Genomic DNA, 21,633 nt, shown 5'->3' on the forward strand with positions numbered 1-21,633 from the left:
CGGACGGCCCGCGGCGGAGGGCGTCACATGTACCAGCCGCCGTTGACGCCGATGACCTGACCGGTGATGAAGCTCGCCTTGTCCGAGCACAGGAACGCGCAGGCCGCGGCGATGTCGTCGGCCGTGCCGATGCGGCGCACGGGGGTCATGGGGGCGAGGTCGTCGATGCCGGGGAAGTCGCCGGTCTCCTCGGCGTGCCGCGCCATCGGGGTGTCGACGATGGACGGCGGGATCGTGTTGACGGTGATGCCCTGTGGGGCCAGGTCGTAGGACAGCGCCTTGGTGAGCGCCATGACGCCGCCCTTGGACGCGACGTAGTGCGCCATGTTGGGCGCGCCGCCCTGCGCGCTGACCGACGAGATCGTGATGATCCGGCCCCAGCCCGCGGCGACCATGTCAGGGATCACCGGCTGGATGCTGTTGAAGGTGCCGGTGAGGTTGACGCCGATGATGCGGTTCCATTTCTCCGGCGTGATCTCGCCGACGGGGTCGAACGCCTCGATACCGGCGCTGGTGACGATGATCGAGACGGGGCCGAGCTGCTCGCGGACGGTGCCGAGGGCCTTGGCGATGGCCGCGTGGTCGGTGACGTCGACCTCGCACGCCAGCGCCTGTGCACCGTCCGCGCGCAGTTCCTCGGCGGCCTTCTCCGCCGCCTGGGCCTGGACGTCGAACACGGCGACCGGGTGTCCCTCGGCGGCCAGGTGCCGGGCCGTGGCCAGGCCGATCCCGGAGGCTCCGCCGGTGACGATGGCCACCCTGTCGGTGTTCTCGCTGCTGCTCATCCGGATCTCCTCGGGCTCCGCGGCGCTCAGCCGAGCGGGGTGTACTCCAGGTGGAGGGCCTTGTGGCCGCGCAGGATGTAGGTGGGCTCGTAGGTGAAGCGCCGGGCGTCCGGCGTGCCGTGCTCGGCCTCGGAGATCGTGATGTCGCCCAGCCGGTCCAGGAGGCGTTCGAGGCTGACGCGCGCCTCGACACGGGCCAGCGGCGCGCCGGGGCACGAGTGGTTGCCGCGGGCGAAGGCCAGGTGCTCGCGCACGTTGCCGCGGTTCATGCGGAACTCGGCGGGACACTCGAAACGCGCCGGGTCCCGGTTGACGGCACCCGGGAGCAGCATGACGGTGCTGCCTGCCGGGATCTCGACGCCGCCGATCGTGGTGGTCTTCCTGGCCAGCCGGAAGTCGCTCTTCACCGGGCTCTCCATCCGGAGCGTCTCCTCGACGAACGCGGGGATCTGGTCGCGTTCCTCGCGGAGCGTCCGCTGCAGATCGGGGCGTTCGGCGAGGATCTGCAGCGCCGAGGTGAGCAGCCGCGCCGTCGTGTCCTGTCCGGCGGCGAACAGGAAGGTGGCGATCCGCACCACGTCGATGACCTCGGGGAGCGACCCGTCGGAGAACCTGGCGTTGGCGAGCGAGGTCAGCACGTCCTGACCCGGTTCACGCCGCCGGTCCTCGATGTAGGCGGAGAAGCGCTCCTCGAGGAACTCCAGCGGGTTGCCCGTGAACTCCTCGTCGAGCGGGCCGGGACGCTGGGCGCCGAGGCGCGTGCGGAACGTCTGGTGGTCCTCTTCGGGGACGCCGAGCAGGTCCGCGATCACCAGCAGCGCGAACGGCTGGGCGTACTCGGACATGATCTCGACCTTGCCCTGGGCGAGGAACTCGTCGATCTGGCGGTCGGCGAGCCGCCACATGAACTCCTCGTTCTCCTTCAGGCGGCGCGGGGTGAACAGCTTCTTCAGCAGCTCGCGGTGCAGGGTGTGCTGCGGCGGATCGAAGGTGACCAGGTGCTCGTACATCGGGAACTGGTCGCGGTGGCGTTCGATCAGGTCGCCGATGTCGTCGCCCTGCGGCTCGAACGGCAGCTCGACCATCGGGCCGACGACGCAGTTGGCGTTGGAGAACGTGGCCGAGTCGCGGTAGATCTCGGTGGCCTCGTCATAGCCGGTCACCGCGATCGCGCCGTGGTGCGGCTCGGCCTGCACCGGGCAGCGTGCCCGCAGCGACTCGTAGTAGGGGTACGGATCGGCGACAAGGGACTCGTCGGTGAAGAAGTCGACCTCTTCGAAACCGCTCAAGGCTGGCCCCTCTCGAAGTCTTGCTGAGCGCACGCACAGCAATGCTGGGCATATGCTTAGCATGGCCTCGTCCGAGTGGTCAAGGTCACAGAATCCCGGGGCCCGGTCGCACGAGGACTCGAACTCCCCGGGACACATGGAGGTGGGAAATGCCGGCCCAACGCCGTTTCGGCTCGCCGGACGCCAAGAACCGCATGGCGCTTCTCGACGCGGCCGAGGAGCTCATGCTCGAAGCGGGCTTCATGGCGGTGAGCTCCCGCCGCGTGGCGGAACGTGCCGGGCTGAAACCCCAGCTCGTTCACTACTACTTCCGCACCATGGACGAATTGGTCCTGGAAATGTTCCGTCGGCGTGCCGAGGAAGGGCTGGCCTTCCAGGCCCAGATCCTGGCCTCCGACAGGCCCTTGCAGGGACTTTGGGCGTTCAGTATCGACCCGACCGCCGTCGCCTTCACGATGGAGTACGTGGCGATGGCCAATCGCAGCGAGGCGGTACGCGACGAGATCGCGCGTTACGCGGAACAGTTCCGCCAGGAGCAGGCCAAGGCCCTGGCGGTCATTCTCGAAAGAGCGGGGATATCGTCCGCGGAACTGCCTCCCGCCGCCCTCTCCGTCGTGATGACGAGCCTCGCCCGCGTCGTCATCATGGAGAAGGAGCTCGGCATGAAAACCGGCCATGAGGAAGCCTTCGCCTTGTTCGAGAAATGGCTCGTCAAACTCGAAGAGGGCCAGGATCAGCGCCCCGGAACCTGAGCGTCAGAGCAGGATGGGCAAAGCCTCGTAACCACGGACGGTGCTGGTGTGCAGACGTACCGCGTGCTCATGGTCGACCTCCCACTCGGGGAAGCGGGCCAGCGTCTCCTCAAGCGCGACGCGACCCTCGAGCCGGGCCAGGGACGCGCCCAGGCAGAAGTGCACCCCGCGCCCGAACGAGACATGACCGTCGAAGGAGCGGCGGACGTCGTAGCGGTCGGGGTCGGGATACTTACGCCCGTCGCGCCCCGCCGCCCCGGTGACCAGCAGGACCCTGGCCCCCTCGGGGATCGTGGTCCCGTGCAGCGGGACGTCGCGCTTGGTGAAACGACCCTGCACCGGCGACGGCGCCTCGAACCGGAGCGTCTCCTCGACCGCGTTCGCCATCAGCGAGGGGTCGGCGGCCAGGACAGCCCGTTCCTCCGGATACGCCGCCAGCAGCGCCCCGGCCCAGCCGAGCAGCCGCGCCACCGTCTCGGTCCCGGCCGCGACCAGCAGACCGGTGAAGTCGGCCGCCTCGGAGGTCGTGAGGCGGCGCGCGTCCGCGCCCGAGCCCATCTCGGCCTCGGTGAGCGCGGTCATGAGGTCGTCGCGCGGCGTCCTGCGGCGGGCGTCGATCTGCTCGCAGTAGTACTCGTGCAGCTTGAGCTGGGCGTTGAACGCGACGTCGTTGATGATCCCCTTCTCGGGATCCAGGTGGAAGGTGAGGTCGATCGTCCGCCGGACCTCCTCGCGGTCCTCCGGATCGACCCCGATCAGCTCGGAGATGACCTTCGAGGGAAGCTGGGCGGCGAAGTCGCGCACGTAGTCGAAACCGCCCCCGCCGATCTGCGGGTCGAGCATCTCCGCGCAGAGCTTGCGGACGTACTCCTCCAGCGCCGCCACCCGCCGCGGCGTGAAGCCGCGCGACACCAGCACCCGCAGCAGCGTGTGCGCGGGCGGGTCCATGAAGATCATCGTGGCGCCGGGATAGGGGTCGGGCGAGATCAGCTCCAGCACCGTGCCGTGCGCCGAGCTGAAGGTCTCGTGGTCCAGGTGGGCGGCCTCCACGTCCCCGTGCCGGGACAGCGCGTAGAAGTCGAACCGCTCGTTGCGGTAGACCGGCCGCTCGTCGCGCATGCGGCGCCACAGCGGATGCGGGTCGAGGTCGATCGTCTTGTCGTACGGGTCCCAGTAGAGCTCGGTCATAGGGAACGCCCTTCACTTGCGAGACGACCACGTTGCGGGGACGATAATAGGATTCTTACTCAGAGAGAATCTACCTATCCAGGAGCGAGAATGGGAGAGCAAGACACCGACCGCGTCGCCCTCATCTCGGGCGGCGGCACGGGCATCGGCCAGGCGATCGCCGCCAGGTTCGGCGCCCTCGGCTGGCGGGTCGCCGTCGGCGGCCGCCGCACCGACCTGCTGGAACGGACCGCCGAGCTGGTCACCAAGGCCGGCGGGACCCCCTTCACCCACCCGCTCGACGTGACCAGCGCGGACTCGGTCGAGGCGTTCTTCGCGGCGGCGCAGGAGCGGCTAGGCCCGGTCTCGGTGGTGATCAACAACGCCGCCGTGGCGTTCAGCGGCCCGTTGTGCGACGCCGACCCCGGCGAGATCGACCTGGCGATCGCGACCAAGCTCACCGGCTCGCTCTACATGGCACGCCAGGGCGTTCTCGCGATGCGGCGGGCGGGCTCGGGCGGCGACATCCTGTTCATCACCTCGACCTCGGCCGTGGAGCCGTGGCCGCATCATCTCGCCTACGCCGCGGCCAGCGCGGGCGTCGAGCAGGCCGCCCGGACGCTGCGCCTCGAGCTCGACGGCACCGGGATCCGCGTCACGACGCTGCGGTGCAGCAACACCAAGGACACCGAGTTCGTCACCCGCGAGCTCGGCTCGGACAAGATGATGGACGCAAACCGCGCCTGGTTCCGCCACGCCCTCGTCCGGCACGCGGGCCTGATGACCCCCGACCAGGTCGCCGAGGCGGTCGCCCAGGCCGTGACCCTTCCGCCCTCGCTCCAGTACGAGGTCCTCGCCCCCTCCCCCATGGCCCCCACCGGACCCCTCCCGGGCACCTTCGACGAGTTCATCGGGGAGATGGTCCGCCACCACATGCCCTCCGCCTAGCGGCCTGGCGACGCGGGCGATCCCGTCGATGGACTCCCTCTACCTGAATGAGAATAGTATTCTCACTTGAGTAGAATCCTCGTATCACAGGGAGTCCGACATGCCGAGACCTCCTCTGTTCCAGCGGGCGACGGTCACCCGGATCGTCCGCGAGACGGCGGACACCAGCACGTTCGTGCTCGCTCCGTGTGAGGGGCCGTTCTCCTACCGGGCCGGCCAGTTCTGCACCTTCCGGGTGCGGGTGAACGGCGCGGAACTGCTGCGCTCGTACTCGATGTCGAGCGCGCCGGAGACCGACGACGAGCTGATGACGACCGTCAAGCGGGTGCCCGGCGGCCGGGTCTCCAACTGGCTGCACGACAACGTCGCCGAGGGCGACGAGGTCGAGGTGACCCGGCCCATGGGGGTCTTCTGCCTGCGCCCCGCCGAGGGGCCACTGCTCGGGTTCTGCGGCGGCAGCGGCATCACCCCGATCCTGTCGCTGGTCAAGAGCGCCCTCGCGACGACCGACCGGCCCGTGCGCCTGCTGTGCGCCGACCGCGACCGCGACTCGGCGATCTTCCTGGACGCCCTCGACGACCTCATCGGCCGCCACGCCGGCCGCCTCAGCGTGGTCCGTCACTTCGACGACGAACGCGGGCTGCTCGACGCGGATGCCGTCCGCGCGTTCGTCGGGCCCGACGGCGCCGCCGACTCCTACCTGTGCGGGCCCGAGCCGTTCATGGACCTGGTCGCCGAGGCGCTGCCGGGCCCGGGCCGCACGTTCGCCGAACGCTTCGGCACGCCCGCGCCTCTCCCGCCCGCCCCCGAGCCGTCGTCCAACGGCACGGATTCGGGCAGCGGCACGGACTCAGGCGGCTCGGCCTCGGGCGGCGGCACGCCGACGACGACGATCGTGCTCGGCAAGCAGCGCGTCACGGTGCGGCGGCGCCCGAACGAGACGTTGCTGCAGAGCGCCCGGCGGGCGGGTCTCGCGCCGCCGTTCTCCTGCGAGGCGGGCAACTGCGCGACGTGCATGGCCAAGCTGACCGAGGGCACCGCGACGATGCGGGTCAACGACGCGCTGACCGAGGAGGAGGTCGCCGAGGGCTACGTCCTCACCTGCCAGGGCATCCCCGACGGCGACTCGGTCACCGTGGTGTACGAGTGATGTCCTTGCGCAGCAGGAACTTCTGGACCTTGCCGCTCGCGGTGCGCGGAAAGTCGTCGCGCAGGTGGATCTCCTCGGGCCACTTCTGCCTGGCCAGGCCCGCCTTCTCCAGGTGGGCGCGCATGCTCTCCAGCGTGGGGGCGGGGGCGGACGGCTTGGTCCGGATGACGGCGGCGGCCCGTTCCCCCAGGCGCGGATCGGGGACCGAGACCACCGCGACCTCGGCGACGCCCGGCATGCCGAGGAGCACGTCCTCGACCTCCAGCGCGCCGATGTTCTCGCCGCCGCGGATGATGATGTCGGCCTTGCGGTCGGTGATCGTGAGGTAGCCGTCGTCGTCGAGTTCGCCGATGTCGCCGGTGCGGTACCAGCCGTCGGCGTCGAAGGCCTTCTCGGTGAGGGCCGCGTCGGTGTAGCCGAGGCACAGGTCGGGGCCGCGGCTGAGGATCTCGCCGTCCTCGGCCAGCCGCATCTCCACGCCGCGCCGGGGCCTGCCGTCGGTGTAGAGCCGCTTGTCCTCGGGCGCGGTGTGCCGCGTGCCGGTGATCGACGGGTGCTCGGTGCTGCCGTACGAGCGGAACACGGTGATCCCGAACGCCGCCAGCCGCCGCGTGACCGCCGCCGGGACCGACGACCCGCCGAGCCCCGCGTACCTCATGTGCCGCAGGTGCGCGGGCGTGAAGTCGGGATGGTCGACGAGGCTGGTCATGTAATATGTCGCGCCGCCGCCCACGGTGAGCCCCTCACCGGCCATCAGCGCGAGGACGCGTCCCGGGTCCCAGACGTCGGCGAGGTTGACCGGCGTGCCGTCGAGCACCGGGATGAGGAACGCGTTCACCATGCCGATGAAATGGCCGACCGGGGCCGCGGTGAGCTGCTCCCCACGATCGGGCGGGAACATCTCCGCGAGCTGCCGCGTCTCGAAGCCGAGCGTCTGGTGGCTGTGCACGACGCCCTTCGGGTCGCGCGTCGTGCCGGAGGTGAACGCGATGAGCGCGGGCCCGGCCGGGTCGGTCGCGAGCGCGCCGGCCATCGGCTCGGCGGCGAGCAGCTCCTCGAAGTCGCGCCCCACGACGCCGACCACGGGCACCGCGGCGCACAGGTCCGCGTCGTACTCCATCCGCCCGAACCGCTCGGCCGTCACGAACACGCGCGGCTTGACCGCGTCCAGGATGTAGCCGACCTCCTTACGGCCGTAGAAGTGGACGATCGGCACCACGACCGCGCCGAGGAAGGCCGAGGCCCAGAAGACCGCGGCGGCCTCCATCCAGTTGGGCAGCTGGAAGGCGACCACGTCACCGGGGACGACGCCGCGTTCGCGCAGGCCGCCGGCCAGCCTGCGCGCCGTCTCCTCGACGTCGCTGAACGTCCCCGCCCACGGGCGCACGTCCGAGTGCACGCGGAACGCGGTCCCGGGCGCCCTCTCCAGGCCGCGGGCCAGCAGATCCCCGATCGTCTCCCGTGTCCACCAGCCCTCCGCCTCGTACCGGGCGGCGAGTTCGGCGGGGATCGCACGCATCAGCGGCCTCCTTCTCAGGAATGAGAACTGTACTCTCTCATGTCGAGAAGATAGATTCCATGTCGAGCGTCGATACCGGTTCCCCTCTCAGATTCTTACGAGTATCTTTTCGGCCAGACGGATTCCGAAGCCGTACGACAGCGATCCAGAAGGAGACAGTGTCGTGAGCGGACAGCCGGACCCGGACAAGACCTCCTCCCCCACCCTCACCGAGACCCGCGACGCGGCCGCCGCAGCCGGCGCCGCCGTCCCGTCCAAGAGCAAGCCCGTCCAGATCTGGACCGTCATCGGCGCCGCGATCCTCCTCCTCCAGCTCTACGTCTGGATCCGCTGGGTCAGCGGGCCGCACTTCGAGCGGGTGCCCGCGGGCCCGAGCGATCCCCCGACGCTGATGAAGGTGGTCCTCACCACGTGGACCGCCGTCACCCTGATCGGATTCCCGGTCGGACTCTGGTTCTTCATCGTCAGGCCGTGGCGGCGGGAGCGGCGGATCACGCTCGACGGGATGCTCCTGGTGTCCTTCGGCCTGCTGTTCTTCCAGGATCCGCTCCTGAACTACTTCAACACCTGGTGCACCTACAACAGCTGGCTCTGGAACATGGGCTCGTGGACGCAGGACATCCCGGGCTGGCGCTCGTTCGGCGAACCGGGCCACATGATGGCCGAGCCGCTGCTGATGAACGCGCCCGGCTACTCCTACGGCGTCCTGCTGTGCACGATGCTCGGCTGCTGGGTGATGCGGCGGGTCAAGGCGCGATGGCCGGGGATCAGCAACCTCGGACTGATCTGCGTCGTGGCGGTGTGGACGTTCGTGTTCGACTTCTTCATGGAGGGCCTGTTCCTCATGCCGATGGGGCTGTTCACCTACCCCGGCGCGATCAGGTCCCTGTCCATCAACGCCGGCCACTACTACCAGTGGCCGCTCTACGAAGGGATGATGTGGGGCGGCGTCCAGGCGGGCCTGTGCGCGCTGCGCTACTTCACCGACGACCGCGGCCGGTCGTTCGTGGAGCGGGGCCTGGAACGCGTCCGGGGCGGCATGGTGCGGCAGCAGGCCACCCGCTTCCTGGCGATCTTCGCGGCGAGCAGCGCGCTGTTCTTCGTCTTCTACAACGTCCCGGTGCAGTGGTTCGCGATGCACGCCGACTCCTGGCCCACCGACATCCAGAAGCGCTCGTACTTCACCAGCGGCATCTGCGGTGACGGGACCGGGCGGCTGTGCCCCGACCCGGCGCTGCCGATCCCCGGTCCGGGATCGGCGAACATCGGCCCGGACGGCAAGGTCGTTCCGCCGGAGAACCGGAAGCTGCCGACGATCGTCCCGTTCGACAAGGGCCGCTGATGCTGACCGATCAGGCCGCTGTCGCGGACTCGGTGGCGGAAGCGGGGACGGAGGCGGGGGCGGAAGCGGGGGCGCCGTTCTACCGGGCGGTCGGCGACGAGGCCGAGATCTTCCGCGCGGCTGCGGGCGGCGGGCTGCCGGTGCTGCTGAAGGGGCCCACCGGATGCGGCAAGACCCGCTTCGTGGAGGCCATGGCCCACGAGCTCGGCCGTGATCTGATCACGATCGCGGGGCATGAGGACATGACGTCGGCGGACCTGGTGGGCCGGTTCCTGCTCAAGGGCGGCGAGACCGTCTGGGTGGACGGGCCGCTCACCCGGGCCGTGCGCGAGGGCGCCATCTGCTACCTGGACGAGGTGGTGGAGGCACGCCAGGACACCGTCGTGGTCATCCATCCGCTCGCCGACCACCGCCGCGAGCTCGCCCTCGACCGGCTCGGCACGACCCTGTCGGCGGCACCCGGGTTCCAGCTGGTGATCTCCTACAACCCCGGCTACCAGAGCGTGCTGAAGAACATCAAGGAGTCGACGCGGCAGCGGTTCGTCGCCATCGAGCTCGGCTTCCCGCCCACCGAGGTCGAGGCGCAGGTCGTCGCGCACGAGGCGGGGATCGACGCCGAGACGGCGGGTGCGCTGGTCGCGTTCGGCGGCGTCATCCGGAGGCTGGACGGCTCGCCGCTGCGCGAGGTGGCCTCCACCCGGATGCTGATCCTCGCGGGCTGTCTCGTCGCGCACGGACTGAGCCTGCGCGGCGCCGTCCAGGCGGCCGTCGTCCAGGTCCTGTCCGACGACCCGGACGTGGTCCGCGCCCTCGGAGAACTGGCCGACTCCGTCCTGCCCGCCCCGCCGACGACATGACCGATCTCGATCAGGGCGGCCCCGGCCGGTTCCGGTTCCTCGCCACCGCCATCGCCGGCAGGTCCGTCGATGTCGCGGAGGCGAGGACCGGTGAGGCCGCTCATACCAACGGCCGGGTCGTCTTCGTGTCGGCCGGTGGTTCCGTCGCCGAGCAGCGCCGCGAGACCGTCGTCCAGAGTGCGCTGCTCGGCGCGGGGAGCCTGGACCGGCAGTGGGCGAAGGCGCTCTGGTCACGACCGGCGGTCGCGCGCCGCTATCTGACCCTCGAAGGTCGCAGGGTGCTCGCCGAACTCGCGGAGCACTACCCGGTCGCCGCCGCGATCCGTCCCGCTGGAGACCCGGGAACCGCGAGCGCTGCGGAGTCTCTGGAGCTGGCCAGAGGGCGCGGGAAGGTGCCCGATCCGCCGGAGTGGTTCGGGGCGATCAAGCCTTCGCGGCTGCTGGCTGCTCCGGAGGGGCCGGGTGCGCGGGCCGGCGACAAGGAACTGCGCCTGGAGTTCGATCCCATCGACTTGCCCGAAGCCGATGACGACGGCGACCAGGAGCAGTCCGGAGAGAGCCGCATCCTCAAGCTGTTCGAGAATCCGCTGTTCGCCTCACGCACCCTCGGCGACTATCTCCGCAAGCTGCTCGGCGGCTCACGAACCTCCGGGGAAGGCGCCGCCGGTACGGAGCTGCGGGTCCGCTCCGTACGGCGGTCGGAACGGGTCGGGGAGCACGCCCGTCCCCTTCCCACGCCGATCCGTTTCGCCGACGACGGCAAGCCCGGCGCCGCCCTCGGCGTGGGGGCCGCGCTCCATCCGGAGTGGGACGTCTACAACGACCGCTACCGGCCCGGCTGGTGCCGGGTCGTCGGCTTCCCGCTGACCGCCGCCGCCGACATCGCCGCCGCCGGGGTCCCGCACGATGACGTGCTGCGGCGACGCCTGGCCCGCATCGGCCTCGGCCCGAGGATCCTGCGCGGCCGTCCGGACGGCGACGAGATCGACGTCGAGGCGCTCATCGACCTGTTCGTCGACGTGCGCTCGGGACACTCGCCACCCGAGAACGTCTACCTGGACCGCCGCAAGCTCGCGCGGGAGCTCGGCGTCCTCGTCCTGGTCGACGCGTCCGGGTCGGCCGCCGACGCCGATCACGGCGGGCTCGCGGTCCACGACCACCAACGGCGGGCGGCCGCGACACTGGCGGCGACGCTCGAAGAGCTCGGTGACCGCGTCGCCGTCTACGCGTTCCGGTCGCAGGGCCGCCATGCCGTCCAGTTGCCCGCCATCAAGACGTTCGGGCAACGGTTCGACGCCCTCGGGCGAGCCCGGCTCAACCAGCTCCAGCCGTCCGGCTACACCCGCCTCGGCGCGGGCATCCGCGGCGCGGGCGAGATCCTCAAAACCGAAGCCGGAACACCACATCGGCTACTGCTCGTCCTTTCGGATGGATTTCCCTACGACGACGGCTATGAAGGCCGATACGCGGAGGCTGATGTTCGCAAGGCACTCGAAGAACTGCGCCTCGACGGGATCGCCTGCCTCTGCCTTTCCATAGGCACGACCGCCACCGATGTCCTCGAACGCTCCTTCGGCTCCGCCGCCCACGCCGGCGCCGCGACGCTGGCCGAACTCAGCCCGCGGATGGACGAGCTGTTCCTGGGCTCCCTCAGGCAGCTCGCCGCGCCGCTGCTGCATAATCGCTGACATGGTGGAACGCTGGACGAGGGAACGGCGGCGCGACCACACCCGTTCACTGCTCCTGGACGCGGCCGAGGAGGTGTTCGCCGAGAAAGGCTTCGCGCAGGCGACCCTCGACGACATCGCTTATGCGGCCGGCTTCACCAAAGGCGCCATTTACAAGCACTTCGGCACCAAAGAGGACCTGTTCCTGGAAGTCAGCGACCGGCACTGGCGCCGCTACATCGACAGCTTCACCGAAGTGGTGTCGGCGGTGACCGAGCTCGGAGCGCGCGAGCTGGACGAGGTCGCCGAGCTGTGGCGCGGGCTCGGCCAGGACCGCGGTGCCGAACGTGCCGCGCTGAGCCACGAGCTCGCCCTCTACCTGCTGCGCAACCCCGAGGCGCGCGAGCGGGTGACGGCCAAGAGGATGGAGGCCGCGGAGAGCCTGGCGCGGTTCATCGAGGACGGCATCGCGCGCTTCGGCGGGACGCTGACGATCCCCGCCCTGACGTTCGCGCACCTGATCATCGCCACCAGCGACGCGGTCGTGCTGGAGAGCCGCCTCGGCGACGTCGACCTCTACCGGCCCGTCCTGGAGATGTACATGTCGGCGATCAAGCGTCCCTGAGGGCGGTACGGCGCTCGCCCTCGATCCGCCGCAGGTGGTCCTCGACGTGGGCGATCATCTCGGCGTGCCCGGTGGACACCTCGAAGGCCTGCTCCATCAGCAGGAAGCGGGAGACGCTGGACATGAGCAGGACGATCGCCTCGGGAGACGGCAGGTCCGGGCCCGGCGGGCTCTTCGCCATGACCTTCGACGCGGCCTCCAGGTGCATCGCCCGGAACCGCTGGGACGATCTGGTGATCTCGCTCCGGATCGCCTTGCGATGGTTGGCGAGCGCCACGAACTCCATGGTGAGCGCGGTGCGCGGCGCGTCGTGGATCATCTCCCAGAGCGCCCACAGCGGCTGGTCGGACGAGAGCGCCTCGACCTGCCGCCGGTACGACTGCTCGGCGCCGCGCTGGAACGTCGCGATGAACAGGTCGTCCATGGTGCCGAAGTAGTAGTAGACGAGCGCGGAATTGACGCCCGCCTTGTCGGCCACGCGCCGTGAGCTCACGGCGGCGTAACCGTCCTCCAGCATGATCTGCTGGGTCGCGTCGAGGATCGCGGTACGGGTCGTGGAGTCCTCCATGAAGCCCACCTCCCCTGCTCGGCGCCGGTCGAGTCTATCGGCGTCCGATCGTCACTTAAAGCTTTCAGACGACCACGAAAGGTGATTCTCGCCTATTGAGAGATCACCTACCAAGACACCCTTGACACGCATTCACCCCTGTCATACAAACCTTATTAATCACTCGATTAATAGCACAGAGCAAGTGAAATGAGGAGCGTGCATGCCGAGGGTCGCGGTGGTGACGGGCGGGGCGTCGGGGATGGGCCTTTCCATCTGCCGGCAGCTTGCCCGGCGCGGTGACAGGGTCGCCGTGCTCGACGTCGACGGCCCGGCCGCGCAGCGGGCCGCCGAGGAGCTCCAGGGCCGGGGCGCGCGGGCGCTGGCGTGCCAGGCCGACGTCACCGACCGGGCGGCGATCGACGAGGCGCTGCGCAAGGTCCGCGCCGACCTCGGGCCCGTCGAGATCGTCGTCACCAGCGCCGGCCTGGTCGCCTTCGACCCGTTCACCGCCATCACCGCCGAGTCCTGGCACCGGGTCATCGAGGTGAACCTGACCGGGACGTTCAACGTGGTCCAGGCCGCGATCCCCGACATGATGCGGGCGCGGTGGGGCCGGATCGTCACGATCTCCTCGTCCAGCGCCCAGCGCGGCTCGCCCGGCATGGTGCACTACACCGCGTCCAAGGGCGGCGTCATCGCCATGACCAAGGCGCTGGCGCGCGAGTACGCCCCGATGGGCATCACCGTCAACAACGTCCCGCCGTCCGGCATCGACACCCCGATGTCCCGCGCCTCCCAGGCCGACGGTCACCTGCCCGACTCCGAGGTGATGGCACGGGCGATCCCGGTCGGCCATCTCGGCACGGGCGACGACATCGCCGCCGCCTGCGTCTTCCTCTGCTCGGAGGAGGCCGGGTTCATCACCGGGCAGGTGCTCGGCGTGAACGGCGGCGCTGTCATATGAGGGGCGCGGTCAGATGAGCCCTGCATCGCCGCGGCTGGCTCCGCTGGCACCCGAGCAGTGGGACGAGCCGACCCGCACCCAGCTGCGCGGTCACGTGAAGCGGATCGACCAGTACCTGTCCGGTGCGCCCGGCGCGCCCCGGATGCCGAACGTCCTGGGCGTGCTCGGGCATCATGCCCGGCTCGCCGGCGCCTGGCTCAACTACAACGGCGTCCTGCTGGACGACCCGACGCTGGAGCCCTGCCACCGCGAGCTGATGATCCTGCGGGTGGCGTGGCGGACCGGCTCGGTCTACGAGTGGGTCCAGCACGCGCGGATCGCGGCCCGGCTGGGCGTGACCGCCGAGCAGATCGAGGCGCTCGCAGACACCGGGCCGGGCGGAGACGGCTGGGCCGGGACCGGCCCGTGGACGCACCTCGAAGCGCTGCTCCTGCACGCGGCCGACCAGCTGATCGACCGATGTGCGATCGGCGACGCGACCTGGGCCGCGCTGGAGACGCACCTGGACGCCCGTCAGCTGCTGGAGGTGCCGTTCGTCGTGGGCTCCTACCTGTGCCTGGCGATGGTCTTCAACAGCGTCGGCCTGGAGCTTGACCCCGACATGCGCGCAGAGATGCCAACCCGACTGCCCGAAAGCGAGGAGTGACATGGGTCGTTGGCCGAAGCCTGCGGAAGGCAGCTGGACCGAGCACTATCCCGGCCTCGGGACCGAGCCGATCTCGTTCGAGGACTCGACGTCCCCGGAGTTCTTCGAGCTGGAACGCGAGGCCATCTTCAAACGGGCCTGGCTGAACGTGGGCCGCGTTGAGCGGCTACCTCGTACCGGAAGCTATTTCACCAAGGAGATCCAGGCCGCCAAGACCTCGGTGATCATCGTTAGGGACACCGGCGGCGAGGTCCGCGCGTTCCACAACATCTGCCGCCACCGGGGCAACAAGCTCGTCTGGAACGACCTCCCCCGCGAAGAGACCTCCGGCATGTGCAGGCAGTTCACCTGCAAATACCACGGCTGGCGCTACGGCCTGGACGGACAGCTCAAGTTCATCCAGCAGGAGGGCGAGTTCTTCGACCTCGACAAGCAGGACTTCGGGCTCGTGCCCGTCCATTGCGATGTGTGGGCCGGGTTCATCTTCATCAACCTGGCCGCCGAGCCCGAGCAGAGCCTGCGCGACTTCCTCGGTCCGATGATCACGGGCCTGGACGGTTACCCGTTCGACCGGATGACCGAGTGGTACGAGTTCACCGCCGACAACCGCAGCAACTGGAAGATCTTCGCTGACGCGTTCCAGGAGTACTACCACGTTCCGGCGCTGCATCCGCAGCAGGTTCCGGCCGAGGTACGCCAACCCGGCGCCGGTTTCGAGTGCGCGCACTTCCAGATCGACGGTCCCCATCGCATGACCAGCTCGGGCGGCGCACGCCGCTGGACGCTGCCGCCCGAGTACATGTATCCGATCGAACGCGTCACCCGCAGCGGCCTGGTCGGCCCCTGGGAGTCGCCGGAACTCGGCGAGATGCCCCCGGGCCTCAACCCCGGCCGCATCGACCCCTGGGGGATCGACAACTTCCAGATCTTCCCCAACCTGGAGATCCTCATCTACCGGGGCTGGTACCTGCTGTACCGCTACTGGCCGACGTCCCACAACACCCACCGGTTCGAGGGGATGCTCTGCTTCCAGCCCGCCACGACCGTTCACGAACGGGTGGAGCACGAGGTCGCGGCGGTGGTGTTCAAGGACTTCGCGCTGCAGGACGCCGGGATGCTCACCGGCACGCAGACCGCGCTCGAATCGGGGATCGTCACCGCCTCTCCGCTGAGCGACCAGGAGATCCTCGTCCGGCATTTCCACAAGGTCGTCGCCGACTGGGTCGACGACTACCGGCGCGAACCCGCGGAGGTGTGACGACGATGGCCGCAGCCCTGCTGCCCGCCGAGTTCGCCGAGCTCGAACGCTTCGCCGAGATCTGGTCGCTGGAGACCGAGACGCGGCGTTACGAGCGGCGCCTGAACAGTTCGATGGCCGAGATGCAGGAGTTCTATGACGCCTTCTTCCCCCGGCTGGAGGAGGCGATCGCCTACTGCGACAAGTTCCCGCTCGACGACCTGCCCGAGGACGCCCTGCGGCTGCTGTGGCTGGTGTACGCGCTGGTCATGATCGCGATGGCGATCGAGGTGTTCCAGCAGCCCAAGGCGACCGACGCCGCCGACGCCGAGATCATCCGCGTGAAGGAGCCCATCCCGTGAGCGGCCGCGTCCCCGCCTCGATGACGGCCGACCGCCTCGGCCACTCGATCGGCGCCGAGATCGCGGGCGTCGACCGCGACCGTCTGATGCACGACGACGCCCTGCCCGGAGCGGTCATGGACGCGCTGGAGGAACACGGCGTCCTGGTCTTCCGTGACCTGCATCTGGATCCCGAGACTCAGGTGGCGTTCTGCCGCAGGCTCGGGGACGTCGACGTCTCCCCCGGCCACCACCCCGTCGAGGGGATCTACCGGGTCAGCCTCGACACCTCCAAGAACTCCTCGGCCGGGTATCTGCGCGCCACGTTCGACTGGCACATCGACGGATGCACCCCGGCGGACGACGCGTACCCGCAGAAGGCGACGATGCTCACCGCGAAGGCCGTGGCGAGCAGCGGCGGCGAGACCGAGTTCGCCAGCACGTACGCCGCCTACGACGAGCTCACCGCCGAGGAGCAGGAGCGGATCGGCTCGCTGCGCGTGGTCCACTCCCTCGAAGCCTCGCAACGCCTGGTGACCCCCGAGCCCAGCCCGGAGCAGCTGGCCGTGTGGCGACGCCGGCCGGTCAAGGAGCACCCGCTGGTCTGGACGCACCGTTCGGGACGTAGGTCGCTGGTGCTCGGGGCGTCCACCGACCACATCGTGGACATGGACCCCGGCGAGGGCCGGGCGCTGCTGGACGACCTGCTCGAACGCTGCACCGCGCCCGAACGCGTCTACCGGCACACGTGGTCGGTCGGCGACACCGTCATCTGGGACAACCGCGGGGTCATCCATCGCGCGGCACCCTACGACTCCGCGTCGCCGCGGGAGATGCTCCGCACCACCGTCCTGGGCGACGAACCGATCCAGTAGGAGGAACCATGCCGCGTTGGCCCAAACCACCCGAGGGCAGCTGGACAGAGCACTACCCCGAGCTGGGCACGGCCCCGATGCCGTACGAGGACTCGATCTCCCCGGAGTACTTCGAGCTGGAACGCAAGGCGATCTTCGGACGCGCCTGGCTGAACGTCGGGCGCGTCGAGCAGCTGCCGCGTACCGGAAGTTACTTCACCAAGGAGATCCAGGCCGCCAAGACCTCGGTGATCATCGTTAGGGACACCGGCGGCGAGGTCCGCGCGTTCCACAACATCTGCCGCCACCGGGGCAACAAGCTCGTCTGGAACGACCTCCCCCGCGAAGAGACCTCCGGCATGTGCAGGCAGTTCACCTGCAAATACCACGGCTGGCGCTACGGCCTGGACGGACAGCTCAACTTCGTCCAGCAGGAGGGCGAGTTCTTCGACCTCGACAAGCAGGACTACGGGCTCGTGCCCGTGCACTGCGACGTCTGGTCCGGGTTCATCTTCATCAACCTGGCCGCCGAGCCCGAGCAGACCCTGCACGACTTCCTCGGCCCGATGATCACCAATCTGGACGGTTACCCGTTCGAGAAGATGACCGAACGCTGGTGTTACCGCTCGGAGGTCGGCGCCAACTGGAAGCTCTACATGGACGCGTTCCAGGAGTTCTACCACGCGGCCGTTCTGCACGGTTCGCAGTCACCGGCCAAGTTCTCGGCGGCCGCGCAGCAGGCGGGCTTCGAGGCACCGCACTACCGTCTCGAAGGCCCGCACCGCCTGGTCAGCACGTCCGGCGTCATCACGTGGGAACTGCCCGGCGACATGCGCAAACCCATGGAGGACATCACACGCAGCGGTCTGTTCGGGCCGTGGGACGAGCCGGACCTCGGCATGGAGAAGATGCCCGTCGGCCTCAACCCGGCCGGCTGCGATCCGTGGGGGCTGGACTCGTTCCAGCTGTGGCCGAACTTCACGATCCTCATCTGGTCCGGCGGCTGGTACCTGACGTACCACTACTGGCCCACGAGCTATAACACCCACATCTTCGAGGGCAACCTCTACTTCGTTCCGTCCACGAACGCCCGCGAGCGCGTCGCCCGCGAGATGGCGGCGGCCACGTTCAAGGAGTACGGGCTGCAGGACGCCAGCACGCTGGAGGCGACCCAGTCGATGCTGGAGTCGCGAGCGGTGACCGCGTTCCCGCTCTGCGACCAGGAGATCCTCTGCCGGCACCTGCACAAGGTCGCGGCCGACTGGGTCGAGGACCACCGGCGAAACCTGGCGGGAGCGTGAGCCCGATGACCGTGAAGCCGCCCTCCCTGCCCGCCCTGCCCGCCCCGCCGGCCTTGCCCGCCGAGTTCGCCGACCTGGAGCCGTACGCGGGCGACTGGTGCCTGGCGACCGAGCCCGAACGGTACGCCAAGCGCCTGGCCGGCTCGATGCCCGACATGCAGGCGTTCTACGACGCGATCACCGCGCGGGCCGAGGACGCCATCGCCTACTGCGACCGTTTCCCGATCGACGACCTGCCCGAGGACGCGACGAACCTGATGCGCCTGCTCTATTCGATGATCACCGTGTCGTTCCCGGTCGAGGTGTGGTCGCAGCAGCGCGTCCCCGACGCCGCCTCCGCCACGCTCCACTGCGTCATCGAGCCGGGCCCGTGACGGGCGCGATCTCGGGCGCGGCCTCGGGCGCGGCCCCGCACGTGACCTCGGGCCCGACGGTGCTGCGGGCGGCCCGCTGGATCGACGTCGACGCCGGGCGGGTCCGTTCACCGGCGGTGATCGTGGTGGAGGGCAACCTCATCACCGCCGTGAATCCGCCGGACGTGCCGTCCTCTGTCGCGGTCGAGATCGACCTGGGCGAGGCGACCCTGCTGCCCGGCCTGATGGACATGGAGATCAACCTGCTCATCGGCGGCCCGGAGAACCCCACCGGCCTGCCGAGCCCGCAGCACGGCGTGACCGACGACCCCGTCTACCGGACGTTGCGGGGCACGGTGAACGCCCGCACGACCCTGCTCGCCGGTTTCACCACCGTCCGCAACCTCGGGCTGATGGTGAAGACCGGCGGTTACCTGCTGGACGTGGACCTGGCCCGCGCCATCGACCAGGGCTGGGCGCAGGGGCCCCGCATCGTCTCCGCCGGGCACGCCATCACCCCGACCGGCGGCCACCTCGACCCGACCATGTTCCAGCGGATCGCGCCGCACATCATGCCGCTGAGCGTCGAGGAGGGGATCGCGAACGGCGTCCCCGAGGTCCGCAAGGCGGTCCGCTACCAGATCAAGTACGGCGCGCAGGTCATCAAGATCTCGGCGTCGGGCGGCGTGATGTCCCACAGCACCGCCGCGGGCGCGCAGCAGTACTCCGACGAGGAACTCGCCGCCATCGTCGACGAGGCCCACCGCGCGGGCCTGCCGGTCGCGGCCCACGCCCACGGGGACGCCGGGATCCGCGCCTGCGTCCGTGCCGGTGTCGACTGCATCGAGCACGGGTCGCTCGCCACCGACGAGACCATCCAGATGATGGTCGACCACGGCACGTTCCTCGTCCCGACCAGTTACCTGTCGGAGGGCCTGGACGTCTCCAGGGCGGCGCCCGCTCTGCAGCGCAAGGCCGCCGAGGTCTTTCCACAGGCGCGGCGGATGCTCGGCAAGGCCATCGCCGCTGGCGTGAAGATCGCCTGTGGTACGGACGCCCCGGCCGTCCCGCACGGCGACAACGCCAAGGAGCTGTGGGCGCTGGTCGATCGCGGCATGACCCCCATGCAGGCCATCCGCGCCGCCACCGTCACCAGTGCCGAGCTGATCGGCGCCGACGATCGGGGCCGCCTGGCGCCCGGCCTGCTCGCCGACATCATCGCCGTGCCCGGCGATCCCGCCCAGGACATCACCGCGCTGCAGGACGTGCGGCTGGTGATGAAGGACGGCGTCATTCACAAGCACGAGGGAGACGAGTAGATGCCCAAGGGGATCCTGTACGTCGAATCCCGGCCCGGCTCGCCCGAGCAGGCCGCCGCCTACCACGAGTGGTACAACGACACCCACATGCGCGAGATGGCCGGGATCAAGGGGATCGTGTCGGCCCGCAGGTTCGCGCCGCTGGGCGACGACGGCCCGTTCGTCGCGATCTACGAGATCGACGCCGAGGACCTCGAGGCCGTCCGGGCCCAGGTCGCCGACGCCGGCCGGTCCGGCACGCTGTCACCGCCCGTCGGCGTCGCGACGGACCCGCCCCCGACGATCCGGTATTTCCGGGAGATCCACACAGTCTGAGCCGGAGGAACCGTGCAGAAAGAGGACCGTCTCTTCATCGGGGGCCGCTGGGAGACACCGAGCACCGACCGCACCATCGACGTCGTGTCCCCGCACACCGAGCAGGTGATCGCGCAGGTCCCCGCGCCCGGCCCGCGGGACGTGGACCGCGCGGTGACCGCCGCGCGGCGCGCGTTCGACGAAGGGCCGTGGCCGCGCCTGCATCCCAGCGAACGCGTCTACGCCGTACGGCGGCTCGCCAAGCTGTACGAGCCGCGCCGTCACGACATGGCCCAGATCGTCACGGCCGAGATGGGCGCCCCGATCACGTTCTCCACCTCGGCGCACGCCACACTCCCCCTGGTCATGATGCGCGCCATGGCCGACCTCGCCGACCGTCACCGCTGGGAGGAGACCCGTCCGGGCTTCCTCGGGCAGGACGTCACCGTCCGCAAGGAGCCCATGGGAGTCGTGGCCGCGATCATCCCGTGGAACATGCCGGTGTTCCTCATCGTGGCCAAGCTCGTCCCGGCCCTCCTGGCAGGCTGTACGGTCGTCCTCAAACCGGCGCCGGAGACTCCACTGGACGCCCACCTGATGGCCGAGCTCCTGGAGAACCTCGATCTCCCGCCGGGCACGGTCAGCGTCCTGGCCGGCGACCGCGAAATCGGCGACCACCTGGTCCGCCACCCCGGCGTGGACAAGGTCACCTTCACCGGCTCCACCGCCGCCGGGCGGAAGGTCGCCGCCGCCTGCGGCGCGGACCTCAAGCGGGTCTCCCTGGAGCTCGGCGGCAAGTCCTCCGCCATCGTCCTGGACGACGCCGACCCGGCTCACGTTGCCGACGGCGTCAAGGTCGCGGGTCTCATGAACGGCGGCCAGGCGTGCGTGGCCCAGACGCGGATCCTCGTCCCTCGTTCCCGCGCCGTCGCCTTCGTCGACGCGCTCACCGCGATGGTCGAGTCCCTCCAGCTGGGCGACCCGACCGACCCCGCGACGCAGCTGGGTCCCCTGGTCGCCCGGCGCCAGCAAGAACGCGTCCGCTCGTACATCAGCCTCGGGCAGCGGGAGGGAGCCCGCCTGGTCACCGGCGGCGCCGACCTCCCGCCGGGCGTGGAACGCGGCTGGTACGTCCGGCCCACGCTCTTCACCGACGTCGACAACGGCATGCGCATCGCGCAGGAGGAGATCTTCGGCCCGGTCCTCACCGTCATCCCGTACGACCGGGAGAGCGATGCCGTCGCGATCGCGAACGGCACGCCCTATGGCCTGTCCGGGTCGGTCTGGACCCCCGACCTCGACCGTGGCCTGCGCGTCGCCCACCAGGTCCGCAGCGGCTCGTTCGGCGTCAACCAGCCCTACAGCATGGACCCGGCCGCACCTTTCGGAGGCGTCAAGGCCAGCGGCCACGGCCGGGAATGGGGCCCGGAAGGCATAGACGCCTTCCTGGACACCAAGGCGATCTCCACCGGCCGGGGCTAATCCTCGGGAACGGCGGAGGGGGCATCACCCACCCGCGCGCCGCGAACGTAGGTGCCCATTCCACTGGTCTTCTCAGATACCAGGTCACGGAGAAGCTGATCGACCGCTTCCCCGGTCAAGTGCTCGCTTTCTACGTCCACTTCCCACGACCAATGGGGGTCCTGCGAGTCCCAGAGGACCCCGCGTTCCTC

General features: G+C 69.7%; 22 protein-coding genes. 17 read left to right on the forward strand and 5 right to left on the reverse strand.

Translation table 11 applies throughout. The features are described 5' to 3' along the window. Nucleotides 1-23: 23 nt before the first annotated feature. Together J4573_RS11365 and J4573_RS11370 are read right to left on the reverse strand one after the other, a co-directional pair. Nucleotides 24-785, reverse strand: a complete 762-nt coding sequence (locus J4573_RS11365) for an SDR family NAD(P)-dependent oxidoreductase (RefSeq protein WP_208255323.1) — start codon at nucleotides 783-785, stop codon at nucleotides 24-26. Between the two features lie 26 nt (nucleotides 786-811). Further along, the gene (locus J4573_RS11370) at nucleotides 812-2,074 is read right to left on the reverse strand and encodes a cytochrome P450 (protein WP_208255324.1); all 1,263 of its coding nucleotides are present in this window, start codon (nucleotides 2,072-2,074) and stop codon (nucleotides 812-814) included. A 149-nt stretch (nucleotides 2,075-2,223) separates the two neighbouring features. Here J4573_RS11370 and J4573_RS11375 point away from each other — a divergent pair, with 149 nt between their 5' ends. Beyond that, nucleotides 2,224-2,826: a TetR/AcrR family transcriptional regulator gene (locus J4573_RS11375; RefSeq protein ID WP_208255325.1), complete on the forward strand. Its 603-nt coding sequence runs from the start codon at nucleotides 2,224-2,226 to the stop codon at nucleotides 2,824-2,826. A 3-nt stretch (nucleotides 2,827-2,829) separates the two neighbouring features. On the opposite strand, the gene J4573_RS11380 is transcribed toward J4573_RS11375, so the two are convergent. Continuing rightward, nucleotides 2,830-4,014, reverse strand: coding sequence for a cytochrome P450 (locus J4573_RS11380; RefSeq protein WP_208255326.1), 1,185 nt, complete (start codon nucleotides 4,012-4,014; stop codon nucleotides 2,830-2,832). 90 nt (nucleotides 4,015-4,104) lie between these two features. Here J4573_RS11380 and J4573_RS11385 point away from each other — a divergent pair, with 90 nt between their 5' ends. Both J4573_RS11385 and J4573_RS11390 read left to right on the forward strand, forming a co-directional pair. Then, on the forward strand, nucleotides 4,105-4,941 hold the full coding sequence (locus J4573_RS11385) for an SDR family oxidoreductase (RefSeq protein WP_208255327.1): 837 nt from the start codon (nucleotides 4,105-4,107) through the stop codon (nucleotides 4,939-4,941). Nucleotides 4,942-5,041: 100 nt separating this feature from the next. Continuing rightward, nucleotides 5,042-6,091 carry a ferredoxin--NADP reductase gene (locus J4573_RS11390; RefSeq protein WP_208255328.1) on the forward strand — a complete coding sequence of 350 codons (1,050 nt, stop codon included), beginning with the start codon at nucleotides 5,042-5,044 and terminating at the stop codon, nucleotides 6,089-6,091. Here J4573_RS11390 and J4573_RS11395 read toward each other — a convergent pair. Continuing rightward, nucleotides 6,072-7,610, reverse strand: coding sequence for an AMP-binding protein (locus J4573_RS11395; RefSeq protein WP_208255329.1), 1,539 nt, complete (start codon nucleotides 7,608-7,610; stop codon nucleotides 6,072-6,074). The genes J4573_RS11390 and J4573_RS11395 overlap by 20 nt on opposite strands. A 163-nt stretch (nucleotides 7,611-7,773) precedes the next feature. Between J4573_RS11395 and J4573_RS11400 the strand changes: the two genes are divergently transcribed. Genes J4573_RS11400 through J4573_RS11415 form a run of 4 tightly spaced genes read left to right on the forward strand, consistent with a single transcriptional unit; the run spans nucleotide 7,774 to nucleotide 12,101 of the window. Continuing rightward, nucleotides 7,774-8,952: a spirocyclase AveC family protein gene (locus J4573_RS11400; protein ID WP_208255330.1), complete on the forward strand. Its 1,179-nt coding sequence runs from the start codon at nucleotides 7,774-7,776 to the stop codon at nucleotides 8,950-8,952. Continuing rightward, nucleotides 8,952-9,809 carry a CbbQ/NirQ/NorQ/GpvN family protein gene (locus J4573_RS11405; protein ID WP_208255331.1) on the forward strand — a complete coding sequence of 286 codons (858 nt, stop codon included), beginning with the start codon at nucleotides 8,952-8,954 and terminating at the stop codon, nucleotides 9,807-9,809. Before J4573_RS11400 ends, J4573_RS11405 begins: the two co-directional genes overlap by 1 nt. Beyond that, on the forward strand, nucleotides 9,806-11,497 hold the full coding sequence (locus J4573_RS11410; protein WP_208255332.1) for a nitric oxide reductase activation protein NorD: 1,692 nt from the start codon (nucleotides 9,806-9,808) through the stop codon (nucleotides 11,495-11,497). Before J4573_RS11405 ends, J4573_RS11410 begins: the two co-directional genes overlap by 4 nt. 1 nt (nucleotide 11,498) lies before the next feature. Beyond that, nucleotides 11,499-12,101 (forward strand): TetR/AcrR family transcriptional regulator, encoded by a 603-nt coding sequence (locus J4573_RS11415; protein WP_208255333.1) that lies wholly within the window; start codon nucleotides 11,499-11,501, stop codon nucleotides 12,099-12,101. On the opposite strand, the gene J4573_RS11420 is transcribed toward J4573_RS11415, so the two are convergent. Beyond that, nucleotides 12,088-12,669 carry a TetR/AcrR family transcriptional regulator gene (locus tag J4573_RS11420; protein WP_208255334.1) on the reverse strand — a complete coding sequence of 194 codons (582 nt, stop codon included), beginning with the start codon at nucleotides 12,667-12,669 and terminating at the stop codon, nucleotides 12,088-12,090. The two genes, J4573_RS11415 and J4573_RS11420, sit on opposite strands and share 14 nt — an antisense overlap. Before the next feature lie 202 nt (nucleotides 12,670-12,871). Here J4573_RS11420 and J4573_RS11425 point away from each other — a divergent pair, with 202 nt between their 5' ends. Genes J4573_RS11425 through J4573_RS11470 form a run of 10 tightly spaced genes read left to right on the forward strand, consistent with a single transcriptional unit; the run spans nucleotide 12,872 to nucleotide 21,442 of the window. Continuing rightward, a complete protein-coding gene (locus J4573_RS11425) occupies nucleotides 12,872-13,615 on the forward strand; it encodes an SDR family NAD(P)-dependent oxidoreductase (RefSeq protein ID WP_208255335.1) in 744 nt (247 codons plus the stop codon). Nucleotides 13,616-13,628: 13 nt separating this feature from the next. Then, a complete protein-coding gene (locus J4573_RS11430; protein ID WP_208255336.1) occupies nucleotides 13,629-14,261 on the forward strand; it encodes a carboxymuconolactone decarboxylase family protein in 633 nt (210 codons plus the stop codon). Between the two features lies 1 nt (nucleotide 14,262). Then, on the forward strand, nucleotides 14,263-15,519 hold the full coding sequence (locus J4573_RS11435) for an aromatic ring-hydroxylating oxygenase subunit alpha (RefSeq protein ID WP_208255337.1): 1,257 nt from the start codon (nucleotides 14,263-14,265) through the stop codon (nucleotides 15,517-15,519). Nucleotides 15,520-15,524: 5 nt separating this feature from the next. Continuing rightward, the gene (locus J4573_RS11440; protein WP_208255338.1) at nucleotides 15,525-15,860 is read left to right on the forward strand and encodes a hypothetical protein; all 336 of its coding nucleotides are present in this window, start codon (nucleotides 15,525-15,527) and stop codon (nucleotides 15,858-15,860) included. Continuing rightward, nucleotides 15,857-16,714, forward strand: a complete 858-nt coding sequence (locus J4573_RS11445; protein ID WP_208255339.1) for a TauD/TfdA dioxygenase family protein — start codon at nucleotides 15,857-15,859, stop codon at nucleotides 16,712-16,714. The genes J4573_RS11440 and J4573_RS11445 overlap by 4 nt, the downstream gene beginning before the upstream one ends. An 8-nt stretch (nucleotides 16,715-16,722) precedes the next feature. Continuing rightward, nucleotides 16,723-17,994 (forward strand): aromatic ring-hydroxylating oxygenase subunit alpha, encoded by a 1,272-nt coding sequence (locus tag J4573_RS11450; RefSeq protein ID WP_208255340.1) that lies wholly within the window; start codon nucleotides 16,723-16,725, stop codon nucleotides 17,992-17,994. A 5-nt stretch (nucleotides 17,995-17,999) separates the two neighbouring features. Beyond that, nucleotides 18,000-18,368: a hypothetical protein gene (locus J4573_RS11455; RefSeq protein WP_208255341.1), complete on the forward strand. Its 369-nt coding sequence runs from the start codon at nucleotides 18,000-18,002 to the stop codon at nucleotides 18,366-18,368. Further along, complete coding sequence (locus J4573_RS11460; RefSeq protein WP_208255342.1) at nucleotides 18,365-19,666, forward strand: metal-dependent hydrolase family protein; 1,302 nt, start codon at nucleotides 18,365-18,367, stop codon at nucleotides 19,664-19,666. The genes J4573_RS11455 and J4573_RS11460 overlap by 4 nt, the downstream gene beginning before the upstream one ends. Beyond that, nucleotides 19,667-19,981 (forward strand): hypothetical protein, encoded by a 315-nt coding sequence (locus J4573_RS11465; protein WP_208255343.1) that lies wholly within the window; start codon nucleotides 19,667-19,669, stop codon nucleotides 19,979-19,981. A gap of 12 nt (nucleotides 19,982-19,993) precedes the next feature. Then, on the forward strand, nucleotides 19,994-21,442 hold the full coding sequence (locus tag J4573_RS11470; RefSeq protein WP_208255344.1) for an aldehyde dehydrogenase: 1,449 nt from the start codon (nucleotides 19,994-19,996) through the stop codon (nucleotides 21,440-21,442). The last annotated feature ends 191 nt before the right edge of the window (nucleotides 21,443-21,633 follow it).

Origin of the sequence: Actinomadura barringtoniae (assembly GCF_017573505.1) — a bacterium.
GTDB classification, from domain to species: Bacteria; Actinomycetota; Actinomycetes; order Streptosporangiales; family Streptosporangiaceae; genus Spirillospora; species Spirillospora barringtoniae.

What these genes read in the sequence shown, in the direction of transcription:
- J4573_RS11365 (WP_208255323.1), bottom strand. Translation starts at nt 785, where the DNA reads ATGAGCAGCAGCGAGAACACCGACAGGGTGGCCATCGTCACCGGCGGA.
- J4573_RS11375 (WP_208255325.1), top strand. Translation starts at nt 2,224, where the DNA reads ATGCCGGCCCAACGCCGTTTCGGCTCGCCGGACGCCAAGAACCGCATG.
- J4573_RS11380 (WP_208255326.1), bottom strand. Translation starts at nt 4,014, where the DNA reads ATGACCGAGCTCTACTGGGACCCGTACGACAAGACGATCGACCTCGAC.
- J4573_RS11385 (WP_208255327.1), top strand. Translation starts at nt 4,105, where the DNA reads ATGGGAGAGCAAGACACCGACCGCGTCGCCCTCATCTCGGGCGGCGGC.
- J4573_RS11390 (WP_208255328.1), top strand. Translation starts at nt 5,042, where the DNA reads ATGCCGAGACCTCCTCTGTTCCAGCGGGCGACGGTCACCCGGATCGTC.
- J4573_RS11395 (WP_208255329.1), bottom strand. Translation starts at nt 7,610, where the DNA reads ATGCGTGCGATCCCCGCCGAACTCGCCGCCCGGTACGAGGCGGAGGGC.
- J4573_RS11405 (WP_208255331.1), top strand. Translation starts at nt 8,952, where the DNA reads ATGCTGACCGATCAGGCCGCTGTCGCGGACTCGGTGGCGGAAGCGGGG.
- J4573_RS11410 (WP_208255332.1), top strand. Translation starts at nt 9,806, where the DNA reads ATGACCGATCTCGATCAGGGCGGCCCCGGCCGGTTCCGGTTCCTCGCC.
- J4573_RS11415 (WP_208255333.1), top strand. Translation starts at nt 11,499, where the DNA reads ATGGTGGAACGCTGGACGAGGGAACGGCGGCGCGACCACACCCGTTCA.
- J4573_RS11420 (WP_208255334.1), bottom strand. Translation starts at nt 12,669, where the DNA reads ATGGAGGACTCCACGACCCGTACCGCGATCCTCGACGCGACCCAGCAG.
- J4573_RS11425 (WP_208255335.1), top strand. Translation starts at nt 12,872, where the DNA reads ATGCCGAGGGTCGCGGTGGTGACGGGCGGGGCGTCGGGGATGGGCCTT.
- J4573_RS11430 (WP_208255336.1), top strand. Translation starts at nt 13,629, where the DNA reads ATGAGCCCTGCATCGCCGCGGCTGGCTCCGCTGGCACCCGAGCAGTGG.
- J4573_RS11435 (WP_208255337.1), top strand. Translation starts at nt 14,263, where the DNA reads ATGGGTCGTTGGCCGAAGCCTGCGGAAGGCAGCTGGACCGAGCACTAT.
- J4573_RS11440 (WP_208255338.1), top strand. Translation starts at nt 15,525, where the DNA reads ATGGCCGCAGCCCTGCTGCCCGCCGAGTTCGCCGAGCTCGAACGCTTC.
- J4573_RS11450 (WP_208255340.1), top strand. Translation starts at nt 16,723, where the DNA reads ATGCCGCGTTGGCCCAAACCACCCGAGGGCAGCTGGACAGAGCACTAC.
- J4573_RS11455 (WP_208255341.1), top strand. Translation starts at nt 18,000, where the DNA reads ATGACCGTGAAGCCGCCCTCCCTGCCCGCCCTGCCCGCCCCGCCGGCC.
- J4573_RS11465 (WP_208255343.1), top strand. Translation starts at nt 19,667, where the DNA reads ATGCCCAAGGGGATCCTGTACGTCGAATCCCGGCCCGGCTCGCCCGAG.